This window comes from Parabacteroides caeci (genome assembly GCF_023656795.1).
Taxonomy (GTDB): domain Bacteria; phylum Bacteroidota; class Bacteroidia; order Bacteroidales; family Tannerellaceae; genus Parabacteroides; species Parabacteroides segnis.
Window position 1 is genome coordinate 1 of the sequence record NZ_JAMOKT010000065.1, and the last position, 18,936, is coordinate 18,936.

At 42.3% G+C, this 18,936-nt stretch carries 12 protein-coding genes; 10 read left to right on the top strand and 2 right to left on the bottom strand.

Annotated features, from left to right (window positions below; genetic code table 11):
- Window positions 1–366 precede the first annotated feature (366 nt).
- Complete coding sequence (locus NBH15_RS23785) at window positions 367–1,797, top strand: RapZ C-terminal domain-containing protein (protein WP_128133744.1); 1,431 nt, start codon at window positions 367–369, stop codon at window positions 1,795–1,797.
- Window positions 1,794–2,528, top strand: coding sequence for a nucleotidyltransferase family protein (locus NBH15_RS23790; protein ID WP_128133745.1), 735 nt, complete (start codon window positions 1,794–1,796; stop codon window positions 2,526–2,528). The genes NBH15_RS23785 and NBH15_RS23790 overlap by 4 nt, the downstream gene beginning before the upstream one ends.
- Before the next feature lie 52 nt (window positions 2,529–2,580).
- Here NBH15_RS23790 and NBH15_RS23795 read toward each other — a convergent pair whose 3' ends face one another.
- Window positions 2,581–3,165 carry an RNA polymerase sigma-70 factor gene (locus NBH15_RS23795; protein WP_128133746.1) on the bottom strand — a complete coding sequence of 195 codons (585 nt, stop codon included), beginning with the start codon at window positions 3,163–3,165 and terminating at the stop codon, window positions 2,581–2,583.
- Window positions 3,166–3,431: 266 nt separating this feature from the next.
- Here NBH15_RS23795 and NBH15_RS23800 point away from each other — a divergent pair, with 266 nt between their 5' ends.
- The 8 genes from NBH15_RS23800 (at window position 3,432) to NBH15_RS23835 (ending at window position 15,855) form a co-directional block, all read left to right on the top strand.
- Window positions 3,432–4,454, top strand: a complete 1,023-nt coding sequence (locus tag NBH15_RS23800; RefSeq protein ID WP_128133747.1) for a FecR family protein — start codon at window positions 3,432–3,434, stop codon at window positions 4,452–4,454.
- Between the two features lie 258 nt (window positions 4,455–4,712).
- Window positions 4,713–8,012: a SusC/RagA family TonB-linked outer membrane protein gene (locus tag NBH15_RS23805; protein ID WP_128133748.1), complete on the top strand. Its 3,300-nt coding sequence runs from the start codon at window positions 4,713–4,715 to the stop codon at window positions 8,010–8,012.
- Window positions 8,013–8,023: 11 nt separating this feature from the next.
- A complete protein-coding gene (locus NBH15_RS23810; protein WP_244050836.1) occupies window positions 8,024–9,544 on the top strand; it encodes a SusD/RagB family nutrient-binding outer membrane lipoprotein in 1,521 nt (506 codons plus the stop codon).
- 133 nt (window positions 9,545–9,677) lie between these two features.
- Complete coding sequence (locus NBH15_RS23815; protein ID WP_128133749.1) at window positions 9,678–10,709, top strand: endonuclease/exonuclease/phosphatase family protein; 1,032 nt, start codon at window positions 9,678–9,680, stop codon at window positions 10,707–10,709.
- A gap of 11 nt (window positions 10,710–10,720) precedes the next feature.
- On the top strand, window positions 10,721–12,766 hold the full coding sequence (locus NBH15_RS23820; protein WP_128133750.1) for a BNR-repeat neuraminidase N-terminal domain-containing protein: 2,046 nt from the start codon (window positions 10,721–10,723) through the stop codon (window positions 12,764–12,766).
- A 23-nt stretch (window positions 12,767–12,789) separates the two neighbouring features.
- Entirely contained in the window at window positions 12,790–13,860 is a 1,071-nt protein-coding gene (locus NBH15_RS23825; protein ID WP_250823720.1) for a metallophosphoesterase, read from the top strand.
- Window positions 13,861–13,943: 83 nt separating this feature from the next.
- Window positions 13,944–14,846: an alkaline phosphatase family protein gene (locus NBH15_RS23830; protein ID WP_250823721.1), complete on the top strand. Its 903-nt coding sequence runs from the start codon at window positions 13,944–13,946 to the stop codon at window positions 14,844–14,846.
- A 13-nt stretch (window positions 14,847–14,859) separates the two neighbouring features.
- Complete coding sequence (locus tag NBH15_RS23835) at window positions 14,860–15,855, top strand: metallophosphoesterase family protein (RefSeq protein ID WP_250823722.1); 996 nt, start codon at window positions 14,860–14,862, stop codon at window positions 15,853–15,855.
- A 74-nt stretch (window positions 15,856–15,929) separates the two neighbouring features.
- Here the strand turns inward: NBH15_RS23835 and NBH15_RS23840 are convergent, their stop codons facing one another.
- Complete coding sequence (locus NBH15_RS23840; RefSeq protein WP_250823723.1) at window positions 15,930–18,887, bottom strand: PEP/pyruvate-binding domain-containing protein; 2,958 nt, start codon at window positions 18,885–18,887, stop codon at window positions 15,930–15,932.
- Window positions 18,888–18,936: the final 49 nt, after the last annotated feature.

The following is an 18,936-nucleotide window of genomic DNA, read 5'->3' on the forward strand; positions in this document are numbered from 1 at the left end:
GACAAGTAACGTTTAGTTATCTCTAATTTTAATTCATGGCTGTAACGGATACAACCTACATGTTTCGATTCTGACATAAGTTTACTTTGGTATTTTGTCAACTTATTTCAGGACAGGACACCCCTTTCTATTTAGCGGCTGATAATTGTCAGCCGTTTGGTTGATGGTTATGAACCAATCGGCCGATAATTATGAGCCAATCGGTTCACAATTATCAACCATTGATTACATAGGCATGTAATTCTATTTAGTACGTATAGTAATTCCACAGACATCAGTACAAAAAGCAAATACAATTGCGAATGTTTTTGAGAAGTTTCCTTCCCTAACAAAAAAGGCTTACCTTAGTGCCGTAATTCAAAAAATATGGTAACAGAAGAATTAAAAAGACTCTACTACGAATATACCGGTTCACAGGCCGAAGATATAACAGAACTACCTTCATCCGGTTCAAACCGCCGGTATTTCAGAATATCCGGCCCGAAAACATTAATAGGGGTCAGCGGCTCTTCCCAGGAGGAGAACAAAGCATTTATTTATATGTCCGGATTTTTCAGGGGAAAAGGTATTTCCGTCCCGGAAGTGCATTTTTATTCGGACGATTATTCTTTTTATTTGCAGGAAGACCTGGGCGATACCATGCTTTTCAATGCGATAGAAAAAGGACGCAAAAGCTGTGTATTCGATGAAGAGGAACGCCGGTTGTTACACAAAACAATCACGCAACTTCCTTCTATCCAATATGCCGGCGCCGAAGGATTCGAGTATGAGAACTGTTATCCTCAACCGGAATTCAACCAACGTTCCATTCTCTGGGACCTGAATTACTTCAAATATTGCTTTCTGAAAGCGACGGGGATGGAGTTTCAGGAAGACCGCCTGGAAGATGATTTCCAGAAAATGAGCAATGTATTGCTTCAGGACACCTCTCCCACTTTCCTTTATCGGGATTTCCAGTCACGCAACGTCATGATCAAAGATGGCGAACCCTGGTTCATTGATTTCCAGGGAGGACGAAAAGGTCCGGTCTATTACGACGTAGCCTCTTTCCTTTGGCAGGCTAAAGCTAATTACCCAGAAGATTTGAGAAACGAATTGCTTGCCGATTATCTACAAGCATTACAAAAATATACTGATGTAGACGAAGAACATTTCTTCTGCCAGCTACGCCATTTCGTGTTGTTCCGCACTCTACAGGTGCTGGGTGCCTACGGTTTCAGGGGATACTTTGAAAAGAAACCGCATTTTATCCAAAGCGTACCTTTCGCCATCAACAATCTGCGGCAGTTATTAAAGAATGATTATCCGGAATATCCGTACCTGTGCGCCGTTCTGAGAGAACTGACCGGCCTGACGCAGTTCAGGGACGACATACAAAAACGGATGCTGGAAGTCAAGATCGTCAGCTTTGCCTACAAAAAAGGAATACCGAACGATCCGAGCGGAAACGGCGGTGGTTTCGTATTCGATTGCCGGGCTATCAACAATCCGGGAAAATATGAACGATACAACCATTTTACGGGACTGGACGAGCCTGTAATTCACTTTTTGGAAGAAGACGGGGAAATCACGCAATTCCTGGAACACGTGTATACGATCGTGGATGCTTCGGTGAAACGTTATCTGGACCGCGGTTTCACGAATCTGATGATCTCTTTCGGTTGTACCGGCGGACAACATCGTTCTGTCTATTCGGCACAACATCTGGCAGAGCATCTGCATGCCAAATTCGGAGTAAAAGTAGACCTGACCCACAGGGAACAAAATATAGAACAAATCTTTGACGCAATATTATGAAAGCTATGATTTTTGCAGCCGGTATGGGGACCCGCCTCAAACCGATGACTGACAATACACCAAAAGCATTGATACCAATAAATGGAAGACCAATGTTGGAACATGTAATTCTGAAGCTGAAGGATGCAGGGTTTCATCAGATCGTTATCAACGTTCACCACCTGGGAGACCAGATCATCGATTTCCTGGCAGCCAACAACAACTTCGGAGTTCAGATCCATATCTCCGATGAACGGGATTACCTGCTCGACACGGGAGGCGGAATAAAAAAAGCGGCCAAATTCCTTCAGGGAAACGAACCGTTTCTGGTACACAATGTCGATATCATGTCGAATGTCGATCTGAAAAAGTTATACAATTGCCACTTGGAAACAGATCCGATCGCCACTTTACTGGTCAGCAAGCGCAATACATCGCGTTATCTCCTGTTCAACAAAGAGAGCCGGTTGTGTGGCTGGAGAAATCATGAAACCGGAGAAGTAAAATCTTATTATCCGGATTTCGATCCCAAACAATATAATGAATACGCTTTCAGCGGTATCCATGTATTATCGCCGAAAATATTCGACTGGATGGAAGAATGGACGGGCAAATTCTCGATCATCAATTTCTATCTGGCCATCTGTGCTAAAACAAATATCCATGCCTATGCAGCCGAAAACTTACAGTTGCTGGATATAGGCAAGCCGGAGGCTTTGGCAAAAGCGGAAGAATGGATGAAAGGTTTATAATACGAGGATAAAGACAATAATACATCAGGATGGCTTTAGCCGGAAATGTCTTTCAGACAATTCTGACTAAGGCCATTAATAATGGCAGATAGTCTTTCAACTCGACGCGCAAAAGTTTCAATGCCTGTTGAATACGGTAATCGACCGTTTTAGATGAAACATTCAGTTTCTGTGCTATCTCATTATAAGTCATATTCTGGAAGCGATTCATTTCAAAAGCCTCCCGATAACTTTCCGGCAAACGTGACAAAGCTGCTTCAATATTCCTCGTCAACTCCTCAACCACGTAGAAGTCCGGATCTTCATACTGTGACTGCCAATCTGCATACAACGTATTTACAATCTGTTGTTTCAGTTCATTCCGATTGATCAGGGTCAGGCATCTGTTCTTTACGGCTTTAAATAGATAACTCTTCGGGGAAGATTCGATAACCTGCATATTTCTGTTTTCCCAAAACCAAACCATCACATCCTGCACAATCTCCTGTCCGTCATAAAAATCCACATATTGCTTTGCATAAGCACATAAAAGAGGATAATAGCGCATGAACAGAGTATCGAATGCTTTCACATCACCAGCCTGGATCTTTTGGAAAAGAACCTCATCATTTATGTTGTCTATAGTAAAAGAAAGCATATAAAAAGTATTTAGTTCTAGTAAGACTATGGTAAGAAATTGTTGATTATTTACAGATTGAGATATTAAAGAACTCTCTTTTATTTAATATTATAAAAACTTAATCACTATGTAATAGGTCTATATGTTGAAAAATGTTATTTTTGCACGGATAGTTACGTTAGTCTTACTAGAACTCTTTCAAAAAAGAAAAATCACAAAAAAAATCACATTTTCGTTTAGGAGATTTTTCTGCCCATTAGTCTTAATAGTATAAAAGGGACAAAATGGACACACAAAATCATATAGACGAGCAATTACTACTGGATTATTTTTCCGGAACTCTATCTTCTACCCAACAGCAGGAGATAGAAACCTGGCTACAAGCTTCTGAGGAAAACAGAAAAACGGCACGGGATATCCGGTATATTTTCCTGGCGACAGACACAATCAATACGATCGAATCTGTAGATTCAAACCGAGCATTAAATGATGTCAGGAAAAGAATAAACAGAAAAACAGGCAACAAACATTCGTTAATGTTTTGGTTCCAACGGGTTGCAGCCATCCTTATCCTGCCATTGATAGCCAGTTCCATTTATTTTGCCACACAGAAAATGCCGGTCGAATATATCGAAGTCCGGACAACCCCTGGAATGGTAGCCACCGTTACTCTTCCTGACAAAAGTAAAGTCTGGTTAAATTCCAGAACATACTTGAAATATCCCCAAAAATTCACAGGAGAGACTCGTGATGTGGTGTTGGACGGAGAAGCTTATTTCTCGGTTCAAAAAGACAGATCGAAAAAATTTATAGTCAGCACACCTTTCAATCTGAAAGCTGAAGTTCTGGGAACAGAATTCAATATAGAAGCCTATAAAGAAAGTAATAAGGTTACAACAGCCTTGGTTTCCGGTTCTGTCAAGCTCGCCTATCAAAGCAAAGACAATAAGGAAGAGGCTTTATTAATGAAACCTAACGAAGAATTTGAATATAACGCAAAAACCGGAAAACTTAAACAAAATGACACTTATATGGCAACTCTGACTGCCTGGAAGGACGGACTTGTTATATTCAGAAACACTTCATTTGAAGAAGCCCTGAAAATTCTAGGTAAAAGATTTGATTCCGAGTTCATTGTAAAGAATGACCTGCTGTATAATTATTCTTTTACCGGAACATTTCAAAGTCAGCATCTGTCTCTGATTCTGGAACATTTTCGGCTATCATCAAACATCCAGTATAAATATATCTATCCGGAAACAGATAATAACAAGATTCCAGAAAAAACAATTGTTGAACTATATTAAATATCAGAATTATGAACAACTTAAAATTTAGTACTGAAATGAAAATATTTGAACCTCCCTAGAACAAAAACATACGGGAAAATATTGGCGTATTTCCCCGTATGAAAAACAACTGCAAGCTTGTTTGGCGACAAGCTGTCAGTAAATGAATTTTTTAACTCTAAAATCACTTACAAATCTATGACAAATTATTTTAGCATCCAACTTTTCAGGATGGTGAAATCTTTATTCACATTCCTGAATAAAATACCATTATGTATGAGAATCACCGTTATAATGTTATTTGTTTGCTTCGGATTGGCATACGCCACTGAAAGTTACAGTCAATCAGCCACTTTATCCCTGAACGTCAATAACAAAACCGTACAGGAAGTATTAGATGAGATAGAAAAACAGTCAGAATTTCACTTTTTCTATAATAACAAACAGGTAAATACGAATCGGCTTGTTTCAATAAAGAGCAACAAAAAGAATGTGTTCAATGTATTGGAACAATTATTCAGCGGAACAGACATTAGCTATAAAGTTCTGGATAAAAGTATAATTCTTTCTCCAAAAACAGTATTGAGCAATGCCATAGTACAACAAAAAATCAAAGATATAACTGGTATTGTCACCGATGCCAAAGGAGAACCGATCATTGGAGCCAATGTTCTCGAAAAAGGTTCAACAAACGGGACAATAACAGATCTTGACGGTAAATTTTCTCTTTCAGTCCCCAACAAGTCAACCCTGGTTATATCCTATATCGGATATACAACCAAATCTATTGTTGTCGGAAACCAGAATATAATCAATATTCAGCTGGAAGAAGATACTCATAACCTGAATGAAGTAGTCGTAACCGCATTGGGTATCAAGCGGGAAGAGAAAGCATTGGGCTATGCCGTACAGAAAGTGGGAGGAGATAATTTCTCTACAATAAAACCGGTAGATGTTGCAACATCGTTAACAGGAAAAGTGGCTGGTCTGAACATACAAAACAGTCCGGAATTCAATTCAGCCCCTTCGATCTCTTTACGTGGCTCCGAACCGTTATTAGTAATTGATGGAGTTCCTTATGGAAATGTATCATTAAAAGATATTGCAGCAGATGATATTGAATCCGTTGATGTATTAAAAGGAGCAACAGCATCGGCCCTTTACGGAGCACGTGGTGGTGCTGGGGCAATCATGGTAACGACTAAAAAAGGAACAAAAGAAGGATTGAATGTAACTGTCAACAGCAGCACTATGTTCAATGCAGGTTACCTGAAAAAACCGGAAGTTCAAACGTCATACAGTTCTGGTTCAGGTGGTAAATACTATACAGGCGACTATGTATGGGGAGATAAACTAGACATAGGAAGAACTGCCGTTCAGTATGATCCATATACACACGAATGGAAAGAGATGCCATTGGAATCAAAGGGTAAGAATAACCTGAAAAATTTCCAGAATTTAAGTCTTGTCACTAATAACAACGTCAGTGTTTCTCAAAAAGGGAAATACGGCAGTGTCAGGACTTCCCTTACCCACATGTTTAACAAAGGACAATATCCGAATGAACGTCTGAATAAAATCACTTATTCTGTTTCCGGAGATATGAAATGGAAAGATTTCTCATTCGATGGAGGACTGACATACAACAAACGCTTTTATCCCAACGACATGGGAGCCGGATATGGCGGAAGCGGATTCTTATATAACTTGTTGGTATGGTCAGGTAGCGAATATGATATTCGAGATTATAAAAACTATTGGGTTAAGCCAAATGAACAACAAAACTGGATGGATGATACATGGTATGATAACCCCTACTTCATTGCACATGAAATTACCCGTTCCAGCGACTATGATATTGTAAACGGATATCTTTCTGCTGCCTACGACTTTACTCCTTGGTTAAAACTCTCTCTACGTTCTGGTTTGGACTCTTATTCGGAAAAGAAAGAATGGAAAAACCCAATTAGTGCATCTGGCGGATGGGATAGAAAGGGGTATTATTGCTTGCAACGTCTAGGGGGGTATAGCTTAAACAACGACTTCATGTTGTCCGCCGACCATCAATTGGGCGATTTCAACATCGATGGATTTATCGGAGGAACAGTTTACTACTGGAAGAGTGACAATATCATGGGAGAAACACAAAACGGACTGACTATTCCCGGATATTATTCGCTGAAAGGATCTATCGACAATGTAAAAACAACAAGCGGCGTTACAAAAAAATTAGTAAACAGTTTGTATGGTAAAGTTTCTGCTTCTTGGAAGAGCACTGTATTTGTGGATATCACCGGACGTAACGACTGGTCATCCACCTTACCGAAAGAAACACGATCTTATTTCTATCCGTCTGTTGCCGGTAGCGTTGTATTGTCACAGTTCGTCCCAATGCCTGAAGTTTTTGATTTTTGGAAAGTAAGAGGTTCTTGGACACAAACAAAATCGGATTTAAGTGTATACGAAACGAATAATGCATTCAGTATATCTAACAATTTGTTCAATGGCAGTAGTGCAGCTTACTATCCGACCTCTATTCGTGGAGTTTCCGTATTACCATCTGCTACACGATCTTACGAGCTTGGAACTGCTGTTAATTTGTTTAAGAATCGTCTGAAAGTAGATTTTACTTATTATAACAAACTCTATTACAACCTGACCAGACAAGCAGGTATCAGCGAAGCTTCTGGTTTTGGATCAACATTGATCAACATCGATGAAGAACAACTTCGTAAAGGGTTTGAGATCACACTCTCCGGCGATATTATCCGCACAAAAGACTGGAATTGGAATTCTATGTTCAACTGGTCACGAGATCGTTATTACTACTCACAAGTAGACCCTGTATATTCAACCCAGAAGCCTTGGGTGAAAGCAGGTGAACGCTGGGACTGGTATGGCGTTTATGACTGGGAACGTGATCCGGAAGGAAATATCATTCACGAAGCCGGATACCCTGTACTTAGCAAATACGAATCAGTCGCCGGATACGAATCTCCTGATTGGATTTGGGGATGGAGCAATAGTATCTCGTATAAGAATTTTACATTAAATTTCACTTTCGATGGTCGTGTAGGAGGTATTATGCATTCACAAACCGATCAAGCTATGTGGAATTCCGGAGCCCATATCGACTCGGACAATCAATGGAGATATGATGAAGTTGTCAATGGCAAAACAAATTTCATCGGAACCGGCGTAAAAGTCGTTTCCGGAAGTGTAGACTATGATTCCGACGGAAACATCATCCGTGATGATCGTGTTTTTGCCCCCAACGACGTACAGGTATCTTACGAAACATACATGAGTACAATGAACCCCTATATAGGTTCCGTACGAAGACAAAACGTGCTTCGCCAAACATTCTTCAAACTTCGCGACTTATCTTTGGCATATCAAGTTCCTAAACAAATCTGCCAGAAAATCAGAATGCAAGGGATGTCGGTTGCTTTCGTTGGTCAAAATCTACTGATATGGACCAAAGATTTTCGTTTCTCAGATCCTGACCGAGCTTCAGATAAGCTGAACTCACCTTCTTGCCGTTATGTAGGTTTTAATGTTAAATTAGATTTTTAATAGAAACAAATATGAAACGATTCAATAGATATATAACTTTGTTATTAATAGCTACGGCATTAATATCATGCAATAAATTTGATGATATCAATACAGATCCCGATGCAACAACAAAAGTTACATCTTCATTATTAGCCAACGGACTATTACTAGATATCATGCAAACCGGAGGTAGCAAAAATTTTGTTTACGACAATTTTCTAAGTAAACAACTGGCATGGGGAGAAGGTATGGAAAGTTACCAATACAACATATTTGACAGATCCAGTTTCAGCGGATTCAAAATGTTAACTAACTGCGAAAAGATGCTTGAAGCAGCCAGTGAAGACGACCAAAATGCATATGGAGGATTGGCTCATTTCCTAAAGGCATACAAGCTTTTTTATATGTCACTGGAAATGGGAGATATTCCTTATGAGGAAGCATTACAAGGAGAAACCGGATTGGTAAAACCGAAGTACAATACGCAGAAAGAGGTCATGCAATTTGTATTAGCCGACTTGGACAAGGCATACGAATTATTCTCGCAAGCAAATGATTTCACTGGAGATGAAATGTTAGGGGGTAACGTAGAAAAATGGAAAAAAGTAACTACTGCCTTACAGTTGAAAGTGCTGATGTCTTTGTCTTTAAAAGAATCTGATCCGGATCTGAAAATAAAAGAGCGTTTTGCCTCTATCTTTTCTTCACGTCTTTTGATGGATTCTAATGACGACAATCTGCAATTGACATACGCCGATAAAGCGAACACGGTATATCCATTTCACAATACCCAGACTAAACATGCCGGATATTCAATGATTTCTACAACGATCATCAATGCTTTTCAAGAAACAAAAGATCCAAGATTATTCTATTATGCCAAACCGGCTCAAAGCAAAATCGATGAAGGATTAACAGCCGATGATCGGAATGCATATTTGGGAGTAGACCCTTCACTTCCTTTCGACCAAATAAAAAAAATATTTTCATCGGGAAGTTTTTGCGGATTGAATCCTCGATATACAGATCTACCATCAGGTGAGCCTTTAATGAGAATCAGTTATCTGGAACAAAACTTTATTTTGGCCGAAGCAGCAACCAGAGGATGGATATTGGCAGATGCATCCGACTATTATAAAAAAGGGATTAAGGCCAGTATGGATTTCATTACAACCTATACACCAGACGAAGAGATTTACCATCATGGTCATCCCCTCACTGAAGATGTCAAAAATGCATTTTTAGAAACCCCTCAGATTCAATTGGGTAGTAACAAAGAAGAAAATATCGAGAAAATATTAACCCAACGTTATCTGGCTTCATTTATGCAACATCCTTACGACTCTTATTACGATTACCGCCGTACAGGATATCCGAAATTACCGATCAATCCTGAAACAAATCAGAATCCCGTACACGACAAAATACCTGTACGTTGGATGTATCCTAAATCAGAGTACGACTACAACAAAGAAAATGTAGAAGAAGCCGTACAACGTCAGTTCGGAGGCGTAGATGATGTCAATAAAGAGATGTGGATACTGCAATAGAATTTTGCCAATAAGCATTTCTTTCGATTAAAATCTGTTATTACAAATTTATATTACTACTTTTGATGTACTCTTTGAATATAGACCGCTCTATCTTTCATAGAGTACATCTTTATTATACACTTTGAATATCATGAAAAAATATAATTTTACACTTCTAATTCTATTGATTTGTTCTTGTACGCTTTATGGAAAAAGTAAAGAATTGACTGTTCTGCAAATGAATATCTGGCAGGAAGGTACGATGGTGGATGGTGGGTTCGATGCCATAGCAGACGAAGTCAGCCGGTTGTCTCCGGATATTGTCCTGTTCAGTGAAGTAAGAAACTACCACGGTAAACAATTTATTCCGCGCATTTTGCAGGCATTAAAAGACAGAGGTGTTAATTATTACGGCGAAACCAGTACTTTGGATGTCGGTATCCTTTCCAAATACAAAATACAGGAACAACGGCCGAATTATCCTCTCAAAAATGATGCAGGGTCAGTTCTCAAAGCCCGTATCGAAATCGAAGGGCAAACCATTGTTGTCTATTCCGCCCATTTGGATTATACGCATTATGCCTGTTATCTGCCACGCGGATACAGTGGCGTTACCTGGAAAAAACTGGACGCACCGGTTCTTGACTCCCGGGAAATAGAAAAGGCCAATAATGAATCCCTACGGGATGAAGCTATCCGGGGAGTAATCGAAGATGTCGAAAATGAAAAAGGGAATATCATCCTCCTGGGAGGAGACTTCAATGAACCGTCCCATCTGGATTGGAAGGAAAACACAAAAGACCTGTGGGATCACAATGGAACGGTCGTACGCTGGGATTGTTCTGTCCTTCTAGAGGAAAACGGGTTTAAAGATGCTTATCGTGAAGTATATCCTGATCCTGTGACACATCCCGGTTTCACGTTTCCATCAGACAATCCCGATGTCGATGTAAAAAAACTGGCCTGGGCTCCGGAAGCCGATGAAAGAGACCGTATCGATTTTATCTATTTCAAACCTAACAAAAAATTAAAGTTAATAGATGCCGCCGTGGTAGGTCCCCGGAAATCTATAATCCGAGGTGAACGCGCTGAAGAAAACAGCAAGGACAAATTTATACAACCTACCGGAACATGGCCAACAGATCATAAAGCAGTCCTGGCGACCTTCAAACTAAAACATTAAAATAAAATACCATGAAATACATATTCACTCTTTTATTTATCAGCCTTTTTACAAATTTATCTTTTATACACGCCTCAAACGATAATCTTGCCCTTCACCTGGACGGGCAAGATAACAATGTCCGTACCGGTATCGGCATCCTGAAAGACTCATGGACACTGGAGACTTGGATCAAAGGCGATGATAATTCATGGAAAGATCTTGAAGTTATCTTCGGGGGAGGAGAATACAGCCTGTTGAATATAGCGGATTATCTGCCGCTTGTTATCGAGAATGGCAGGCTGCATAACACATGGGCCGATTTATGGTCAGAGGATGTATTGGATGACCAGTGGCATCATGTGGCATTAAGTTGTGACGGGGTTGTCACCAAGCTGTATCTGGATGGAGAAGTTGTCGACAGTAAAACGACTGCCATATCCGTATTGCCTGGAGCAATTGGAGTAAATGAAGGTGAACCGACTACGTTCGGCGGGGTAATGGACGAAGTCCGCATATGGAACTCGGCAGTATCAACCGAAACATTAAAAGAGTGGATGGGGAAACCACTTGAACCGACTCATCCCCAGTTTGGCACGCTGGTTGCCTACTATAACTTCGATGACGGTATCGAAGATGTTTCAACCAACTGGGTGGGAAAAGGAGATCTTGGATACCATCTGAGAAACGGCAGAAACAAATACAACGGTACTGTTCCACTGGCCTATACCGTAGTAAACGATAACCCCAAATTCATAAAACCGGATAAACAGCAGGAATTATTCAACGCAGTCGTCATCGATAGCGAATGGGACGTCGATCAGGGAAGTCTGGATGATCAGGTCCTTAAATTAAGAATAGCCGTTACCGGAAGCCAGGCCCCGTTACGCCTGACAGAACTTTCTCTTGATTTATCTGAAACGACTGCTTTATCCGATATAAACAGTCTTCACGTATATTATACGGGAAAAACCGCCCGATCAGGAGTCAAAACCGAATTATTCGGTAAAGGAGAAAAGCCTCAAAAGAAAATGACTTTTAAAGATGAACAGGGTGTCGTAACACTGACTCCTGGTATCAATTATTTACTGGTCACAGCCGATATAGCACAAAAAGCCATCACCGGTAACAAAATAAAAATATCCGTACCTTCTTTCAAACTGGGAAAAACCGGATATATCCCGAAAGTTAGCGACGATATCATTGAAAAAAGAATCACGGAAAGCAGCAAAAACAATCCCAACATCGTGAAAGTCCTGCAATGGAACATCTGGCACGGAGGTGTTCATGTCGGAAATGACGGACTCAGCCGGGTTATAGATCTCATAAAAGCATCAAATGCCGATATTATCACCATGCAAGAAGGCTACGGAGGCCAGCAACGGATCAAAGACTCACTGGAATATTATATGCAAACACCTTCCCTGAAAGACAATCTGGTTCTCTTCAGCCGTTATCCTATAACTGAAGTTATACCGACAAAGAAGAGTTTCAACTCCAACCCCGTGAAACTGACATTACCCGGCAACCGACAACTATTAGTTAACGCCTGCTGGTTACGTTATGCTTATAACCCGGAATATTCCTGCAATTACCCCAATATAGGACATAACACTTCGGTTTGGGTGGCAGAAGATGCCCTACGCGGTTTGGCAGATATGCAACATATTATGGAAAAGGATACGAAACCTTATCTGACGGATGACGATACTCCCATTATTATCGGAGGTGACTTTAACTCTTGCAGCCATCTGGACTGGACCCAGGTAGCTGCCCCCATACATTTCGGATATGGTCCCGTACCTTTCCCTATCTCGCAGTATATGCTGGACGAAGGATTTAAAGACAGCTTCCGTGAAATCAATCCGGATGAAGTAGCCCGTCCGGAAGGGACATTTGCCGTTATTTACGGACAACTCCAGGTCAGCCGTATTGACTTTCTCTATTACAAAGGAAAGAATATCAAAGCTGTTTCTTCCAAAATAGTAAAAACAGCACCGGAGATCGATGATGTCTGGGCCTCCGATCATGCCGCTGTCCTGACTGTCTTTGAAATAATATCACCATCCGAGAAATAACTACAATTTAAAACTAAATACACATGAAAAAAGGACTTCTTTTATTCGCCGCCGGCCTATTCAACCTGGCAACAATTACCGCACAGGTTCAGCCTGTGCAGCCCAAATTAACGGACGACAAATCATTTTCCATGATCCTGTTGCCGGACCCGCAGAGTTACACGAAATTCGATGTAAACCAGCCTTTATTCGAACTGATGACCGCGTGGACGGCAAACAATAAGGAGAGACTGAATATCGAAGCAGTGCTCTGTACCGGAGATTTGGTGGAGCAGAACGAAATCCGTATCCCCGACGGAGTGAACGGAAACCAAACCAGCGAAGAACAATGGAAAGCAGCTTCACAAGCCTTTGCCCGACTGGATAATAAACTGCCTTATGTTGTCTGTACCGGAAACCATGATTATGGATACGAAAAGGCGGAAAACCGTTTATGCCGGCTACCGGAATATTTCCCGTCAGAAAGAAACTCCTGCTGGAGAAACTCACTGGTCGAAGTAGGAAACAACTATCAGGGAATCCCGACACTCGAAAATGCTGCTTATGAATTCAATACGGAAACATGGGGCAAAATCCTGGTGATCTCTTTAGAGTTCGCCCCACGTGACGAAGCTATCGAATGGGCAAAAGCAGTTACGGAGAAACCCCAATATACCGATCATAAAGTGATCCTCCTGACTCACTCCTATCTGACCGCCGAAGGAAAACGGCGCCTGAAAGAGAACTATAAAATATCTCCGGCAAACTATGGGGAAGCCATCTGGCAAAAGCTGGTCTACCCGTCCAAAAACATCTGCATGGTCATTTGCGGACATGAATGTGAAATTGCTCCGCATAAAGATAATGTAGGTTTCAGTATCGAAAAGAATGCAGCCGGCAAAGATATTCCACAGATGATGTTCAACGCCCAGACGGCTGACGGTTTCTGGCATGGCAACGGAGGTGACGGCTGGTTACGGATTATGGAGTTTATGCCTGACGGACAGACGATCAAGATAAAAACATTCTCTCCCCTCTTCGCTATCTCCCCGACAACGGCTGATAAATCCTGGAGGACCGAGTCGTACGATCAATTCGATATTACTATAAAATAATGATAAAAGAACTTATGATAATTGGGTATTCGAGCCAATTATACATACCTTTGGTGAACTAATACAAAATTTAAACACATATCATGAAACAAAGAAATTTATTACTTATTCTGGTTTTAGCCATCGTTACAATCAGTTCGGCTTTTGCAGCCAAACCAAAAGCCAAACACGTAATCTGGATCGGCCTCGATGGCTGGGGTGCTTATAGTGTGGAAAAAGCAGAGATGCCCGTCACCAAGCAATTTATGAAAGACGGTTCTTATACCTTGAAAAAACGTTCCGTATTACCTTCTTCCAGTGCAGTGAACTGGGCTTCCATGTTTATGGGTGCAGGTCCTGAGATTCACGGATATACCGAATGGGGATCACGGACTCCGGAGCTTCCTTCACGCGAACTGAACCAGCACGGCATCTTCCCGACAGTATTCCAGCTATACCGCGACGCCGACCCGAAAGCGGAGATCGGTTGTATCTATGACTGGGACGGCATCAAATATCTGGTAGACACATTGTCACTCAGCTATCACGCACAAGGTCCTGATTATAACACAAACCCGACAGCACTGACAGAAATAGCCGTTAAATATATCACAGAGAAAAAGCCGAATCTGTGCGCTGTTATCTTCGACAATCCGGACCATATCGGTCATGCAGACGGTCATGATACTCCTTCTTACTACGCCAAGCTGAAAGAACTGGACGGCTATATCGGACAGATCGTTGAAGCAGTAAAAAAAGCCGGCATGATGGATGAAACTATTTTCGTTATCACAGCCGACCACGGCGGTATCAACAAAGGACACGGAGGCAAGACAATGCAGGAGATGGAAACTCCGTTCATTATTGCAGGAAAGAACGTAAAGAAAGGCTATTGCTTTGACGACATCAGCATGATGCAGTTCGACTGTGCTTCCACACTGGCTAAATTATTAGGTCTGACTCAGCCTCAGGTATGGATCGGACGTCCGATGCCGGTATTCAAATAAATAAGAGAAAACAATGAAACAGTTATTTATAAGTGCATTATTCCTGTTGGGTGGCCTGTTGAACGGTAACGCCCAACAGCCGTCACTGAAGTTCAATAAAGACGGAAAATTCAAGATCGTCCAGTTTACTGACGTACATTATATATATGAGAATCCTAAATCGGCCATTTCGATTGAAAGGATCAATGAAGTGCTGGATGCAGAAAAACCGGACTTGGTTCTTTTCACCGGCGATGTGATCTACGGGAAACCAGCCGAAGAAGGTATGCGGAAAGTCTTAAAACTGGCTTCCGACCGTAAGATTCCTTTTGGAATGACATTCGGTAATCACGACAACGAACAGGGCCTGACACGCACCGAATTGTTCGACATCATTAAAACGATCCCCTACAACCTGACAGATTCTGTAAAAGGTGTATCGGGAGCAAGCAATTATATCCTACCGATCAAATCATCGGATGGAAGTAAGGATGCTACCATCCTTTATTGCATGGACTCACATTCATACTCCCAGATCAATGGCATCGGCGGATACGATTATATCAAATTCGACCAGATCCAATGGTATCGTGAGAACAGTGCCAGATACACCAAACAAAACGGAGGTACCCCGATTCCTTCACTGGCTTTCTTCCATATCGCTCTGCCGGAATACAACCAGGCGGCTTCCGATGAAACAGCCATTCTGGTAGGAACACGTAAGGAAAAGGCTTGCGCTCCGCAACTCAACTCCGGACTGTTCGCTTCCATGAAAGAAATGGGCGATATACAAGGAGTATTCGTTGGTCACGACCACGACGATGATTATGCCGTTTACTGGAAAGGTATCCTGCTGGCTTACGGCCGCTATACCGGTGGCAACACTGTTTACAACAACCTGACAAATGGCGCCCGTGTGATTGAAATGACGGAAGGTGAGAATGGTTTCAAAACTTGGATACGCCTGAAAGATAATGAGATCATCAACAAGGTGAATTACCCGTCAGACTTCATTAAGAAGAAAGATTGATACATCATTGCGCCATATAACAAAAAAGTCATCTCTGCTTGATGCATGAGATGACTTTTTTGTTATATACTATCTCATTCCGGCTTAAGCACCACACCCAAACTCTTCTTTCCGTCCATCTTAATGACGATTGGCTTGTCGAAATGGATATGCCGCAGATATTCGGTATCCTCGATAGCCGGCAAGGCATTCAGATACTCCTCGTCAAACCAACCGTCTCCTTTAAACGGGTTGATGGTGAAATATCCGACACCGAAGGATGTCAGGTTCTGGAAGAAATGCGTTCCCTGGCTTGGATCGACACGATAATTTTCCAAACCACACTCCACGATTACACGGGCATTGCTGATATGCGGCCACTTCACCGGAATCCCCAGCCAATGGTCACTGCTTCCCCAACGTCCGGGACCGACCAGCACGTAATTCTTCTCTTCTTCCGTAAAACGACGGTTCAGTTTTTCTATTTCATAGGCAATCAACTGGTTGTTCGACGAGTTGAAAGCACCGCTCTTTACATAGATAATATCCTGCACATCCGTCACGATGCCATGACCGAGCACGCTGGTGGACGAAAGGATCGTTTCCTCATTACCGACTTGCGTCAGGTCTTCATCCATGATTTCCTTATTATCGACGATCGGACGAATTTGAAGGAGATAGAAAGTTGCCTTGTCGTGGTTGTTCGGATCGACATTTACCGCAAACTCTATTTCAACAGGACGTCCCATCTCGGCCTGCCCGATGCGAAGTAACTCATCCAACGTCTTCGCCAGAGGGAAAACGTCGTGTTGGAGAATATTTACGAACGACAGGATTTTACGACCACCGGGATAATAACCGTCACGGATAATCTGATCATACGGATCGTAAGTGGAAACAATATATTTCAGAGAACCGTCCGCATCGGCTTCCTTCAATCCTAATCGTTGCAGGTTAAACGAATCATCGATAGAAAACTGTTCCGCCAGGTTCTTCAGGTCGAGTGCATAGAAACGAGTTTGCGTCTCACGGAGGGCAAAATCCATCGTACTCATCTGCAAGATATTGTGCGGATGACGGGGAGAGAAACGCAACGTCTGTCCGCCATCTACGATATATTTACCCAGACCGAGGGCAATATTGGCAATTCCGTCTTCCGCCTTTTCGCTACCGATGGGGTAGAAATTCAACGAACGGGCCACGCCGGAGATAGTCGGGTAGAAATGATCGTTGTAACGGTTGCCGACCACCTCCTGCAAGACGACCGCCATCTTCTCCTGGTCGATCAGGTTGGACGTAGCAGTCATATACGCCTTGCTATCCCTGTAAAAGACAGAGGCATACACCGCCTTGATCGAATCGCTCAGCAGGCGGAGCATTTCATATTTATCTTCCAACCGGGGAATCATATAGGTAGAATAAATCCCGGCGAACGGTTGATAATGCGAATCTTCCAGCAAACTGGACGAACGGACGGCTATCGGGCTTTTCACCACATCGAAGAATGCCATCAGATCATCGATCAAACTGGCCGGCAGACTGGCACGAAGAAAGTATTTCAATATCGTTTCGTCATCCGCATCACTCAGGGCGACGGGCAGAAGTTCATTTGTCTCCATGAACTCATCAAAGATATCCGTACAGATCACTACGGTCTTCGGAATATTCGTGTTAAAGTTCTCCGTCTCCAGCTTGGGATAACGCTTAACCATCGCACCCATAAAGGCCAGTCCTCTACCCTTTCCTCCCAACGAACCGTCACCGATACGGGCAAAATTACTATACTCGTCGAAACGTTCTTTCTGGTAGATAGCCACCACTCCGGAGTTCTTCATGCGCCGGTACTGCACAATCAGGTCGAAGATCAGCTTGCGTGCTTCATCCATATCCTTATAATCGCTAACATCGACCCGCTTCAACACTTCTGCCGGCGGAAACATGGCACGCGAATAAAAGAAACGGGAGAAATGGTTGCGCGAAAGGTGATAGACCAGCGAATCGTCGGGAATCTGATACACTTTCTTCTGCAAGTCCTTCAAATCCTTGATACGCATAATCTCTTCCTTCGTCTGCGGATTCAGGATTACGAAATCGCCAAACCCGAAACGCTGCATGATCTTCTTACGCAAATCCTGCGGGTAACTTTTCGAATTCTTATCGATAAACGAGGCTCCCAACTCTTCGGCATATACTTTATTGCTCGACTCGGACGATTCCAACACGAAAGGTATGATCAACCCGGTCTTGCGGACATACCGCCCGAATTTATACCCGGCATAGGGGTCTTTCACCCCGTCGTGCATAAAACTCATATCCGAAACGATACCGAGCATATTATCCCGGTATTGATTGAAAATACGGACAGCCTCTTCATAAGTACGGGCCAGCTTAATCTTCGGACGACCACGCATCCGGAGGGTTTGCTGGTGACCGTTCAACGCTTCCTTCGCAAACATCTGGCTCTGTTCCAATACGAATTTATACAGATGGGGCAAAGCAGACGAATAGAAACGGATGGAGTCTTCCACCAGCAAGATGATCTGTACCCCGACACTTGCCGTATCGTCGGGTGCATTCATCTTATCCTCGATCAGTTTGATAATAGCCAACAGCAGCTCGGCATTGCCCAACCAACTGAATACGTAATCTATCGCACTCAGGTCTTCATTGGCAATACGTTTGGAGACCTCTTTCGAGAAAGGCGTGAGCACCACGATCGGGATATTCGGATAATGTATCTTTATCTCCTTTGCCGCCGCAAAAATATCGCGGTTATCCATATTCGGCATGCAGATGATTAATTCGAAATTACGATCTTTTAGTTCGGCAAGCGCCTCTTCTTCCGTTGTCACCTGAGTAAAACGGGGAGGATAACGCAGGCTGAGTGAGGTATATTCATTGAATATCTGTTCATCTACCCGTCCGTCGTCTTCCAGCATAAAGGCGTCGTATTTTGTAGCGATAAGCAGTACATTATATATACGCTTATTCATTAGATTGGCGAATGATGTGTCTTTAAACACAAGGTTCTGAAAGTCCGGTATTCCGCTCATAATGATTTCATAGAATTATATGCGCCCAAAAATAAGGAAAATATTTCCA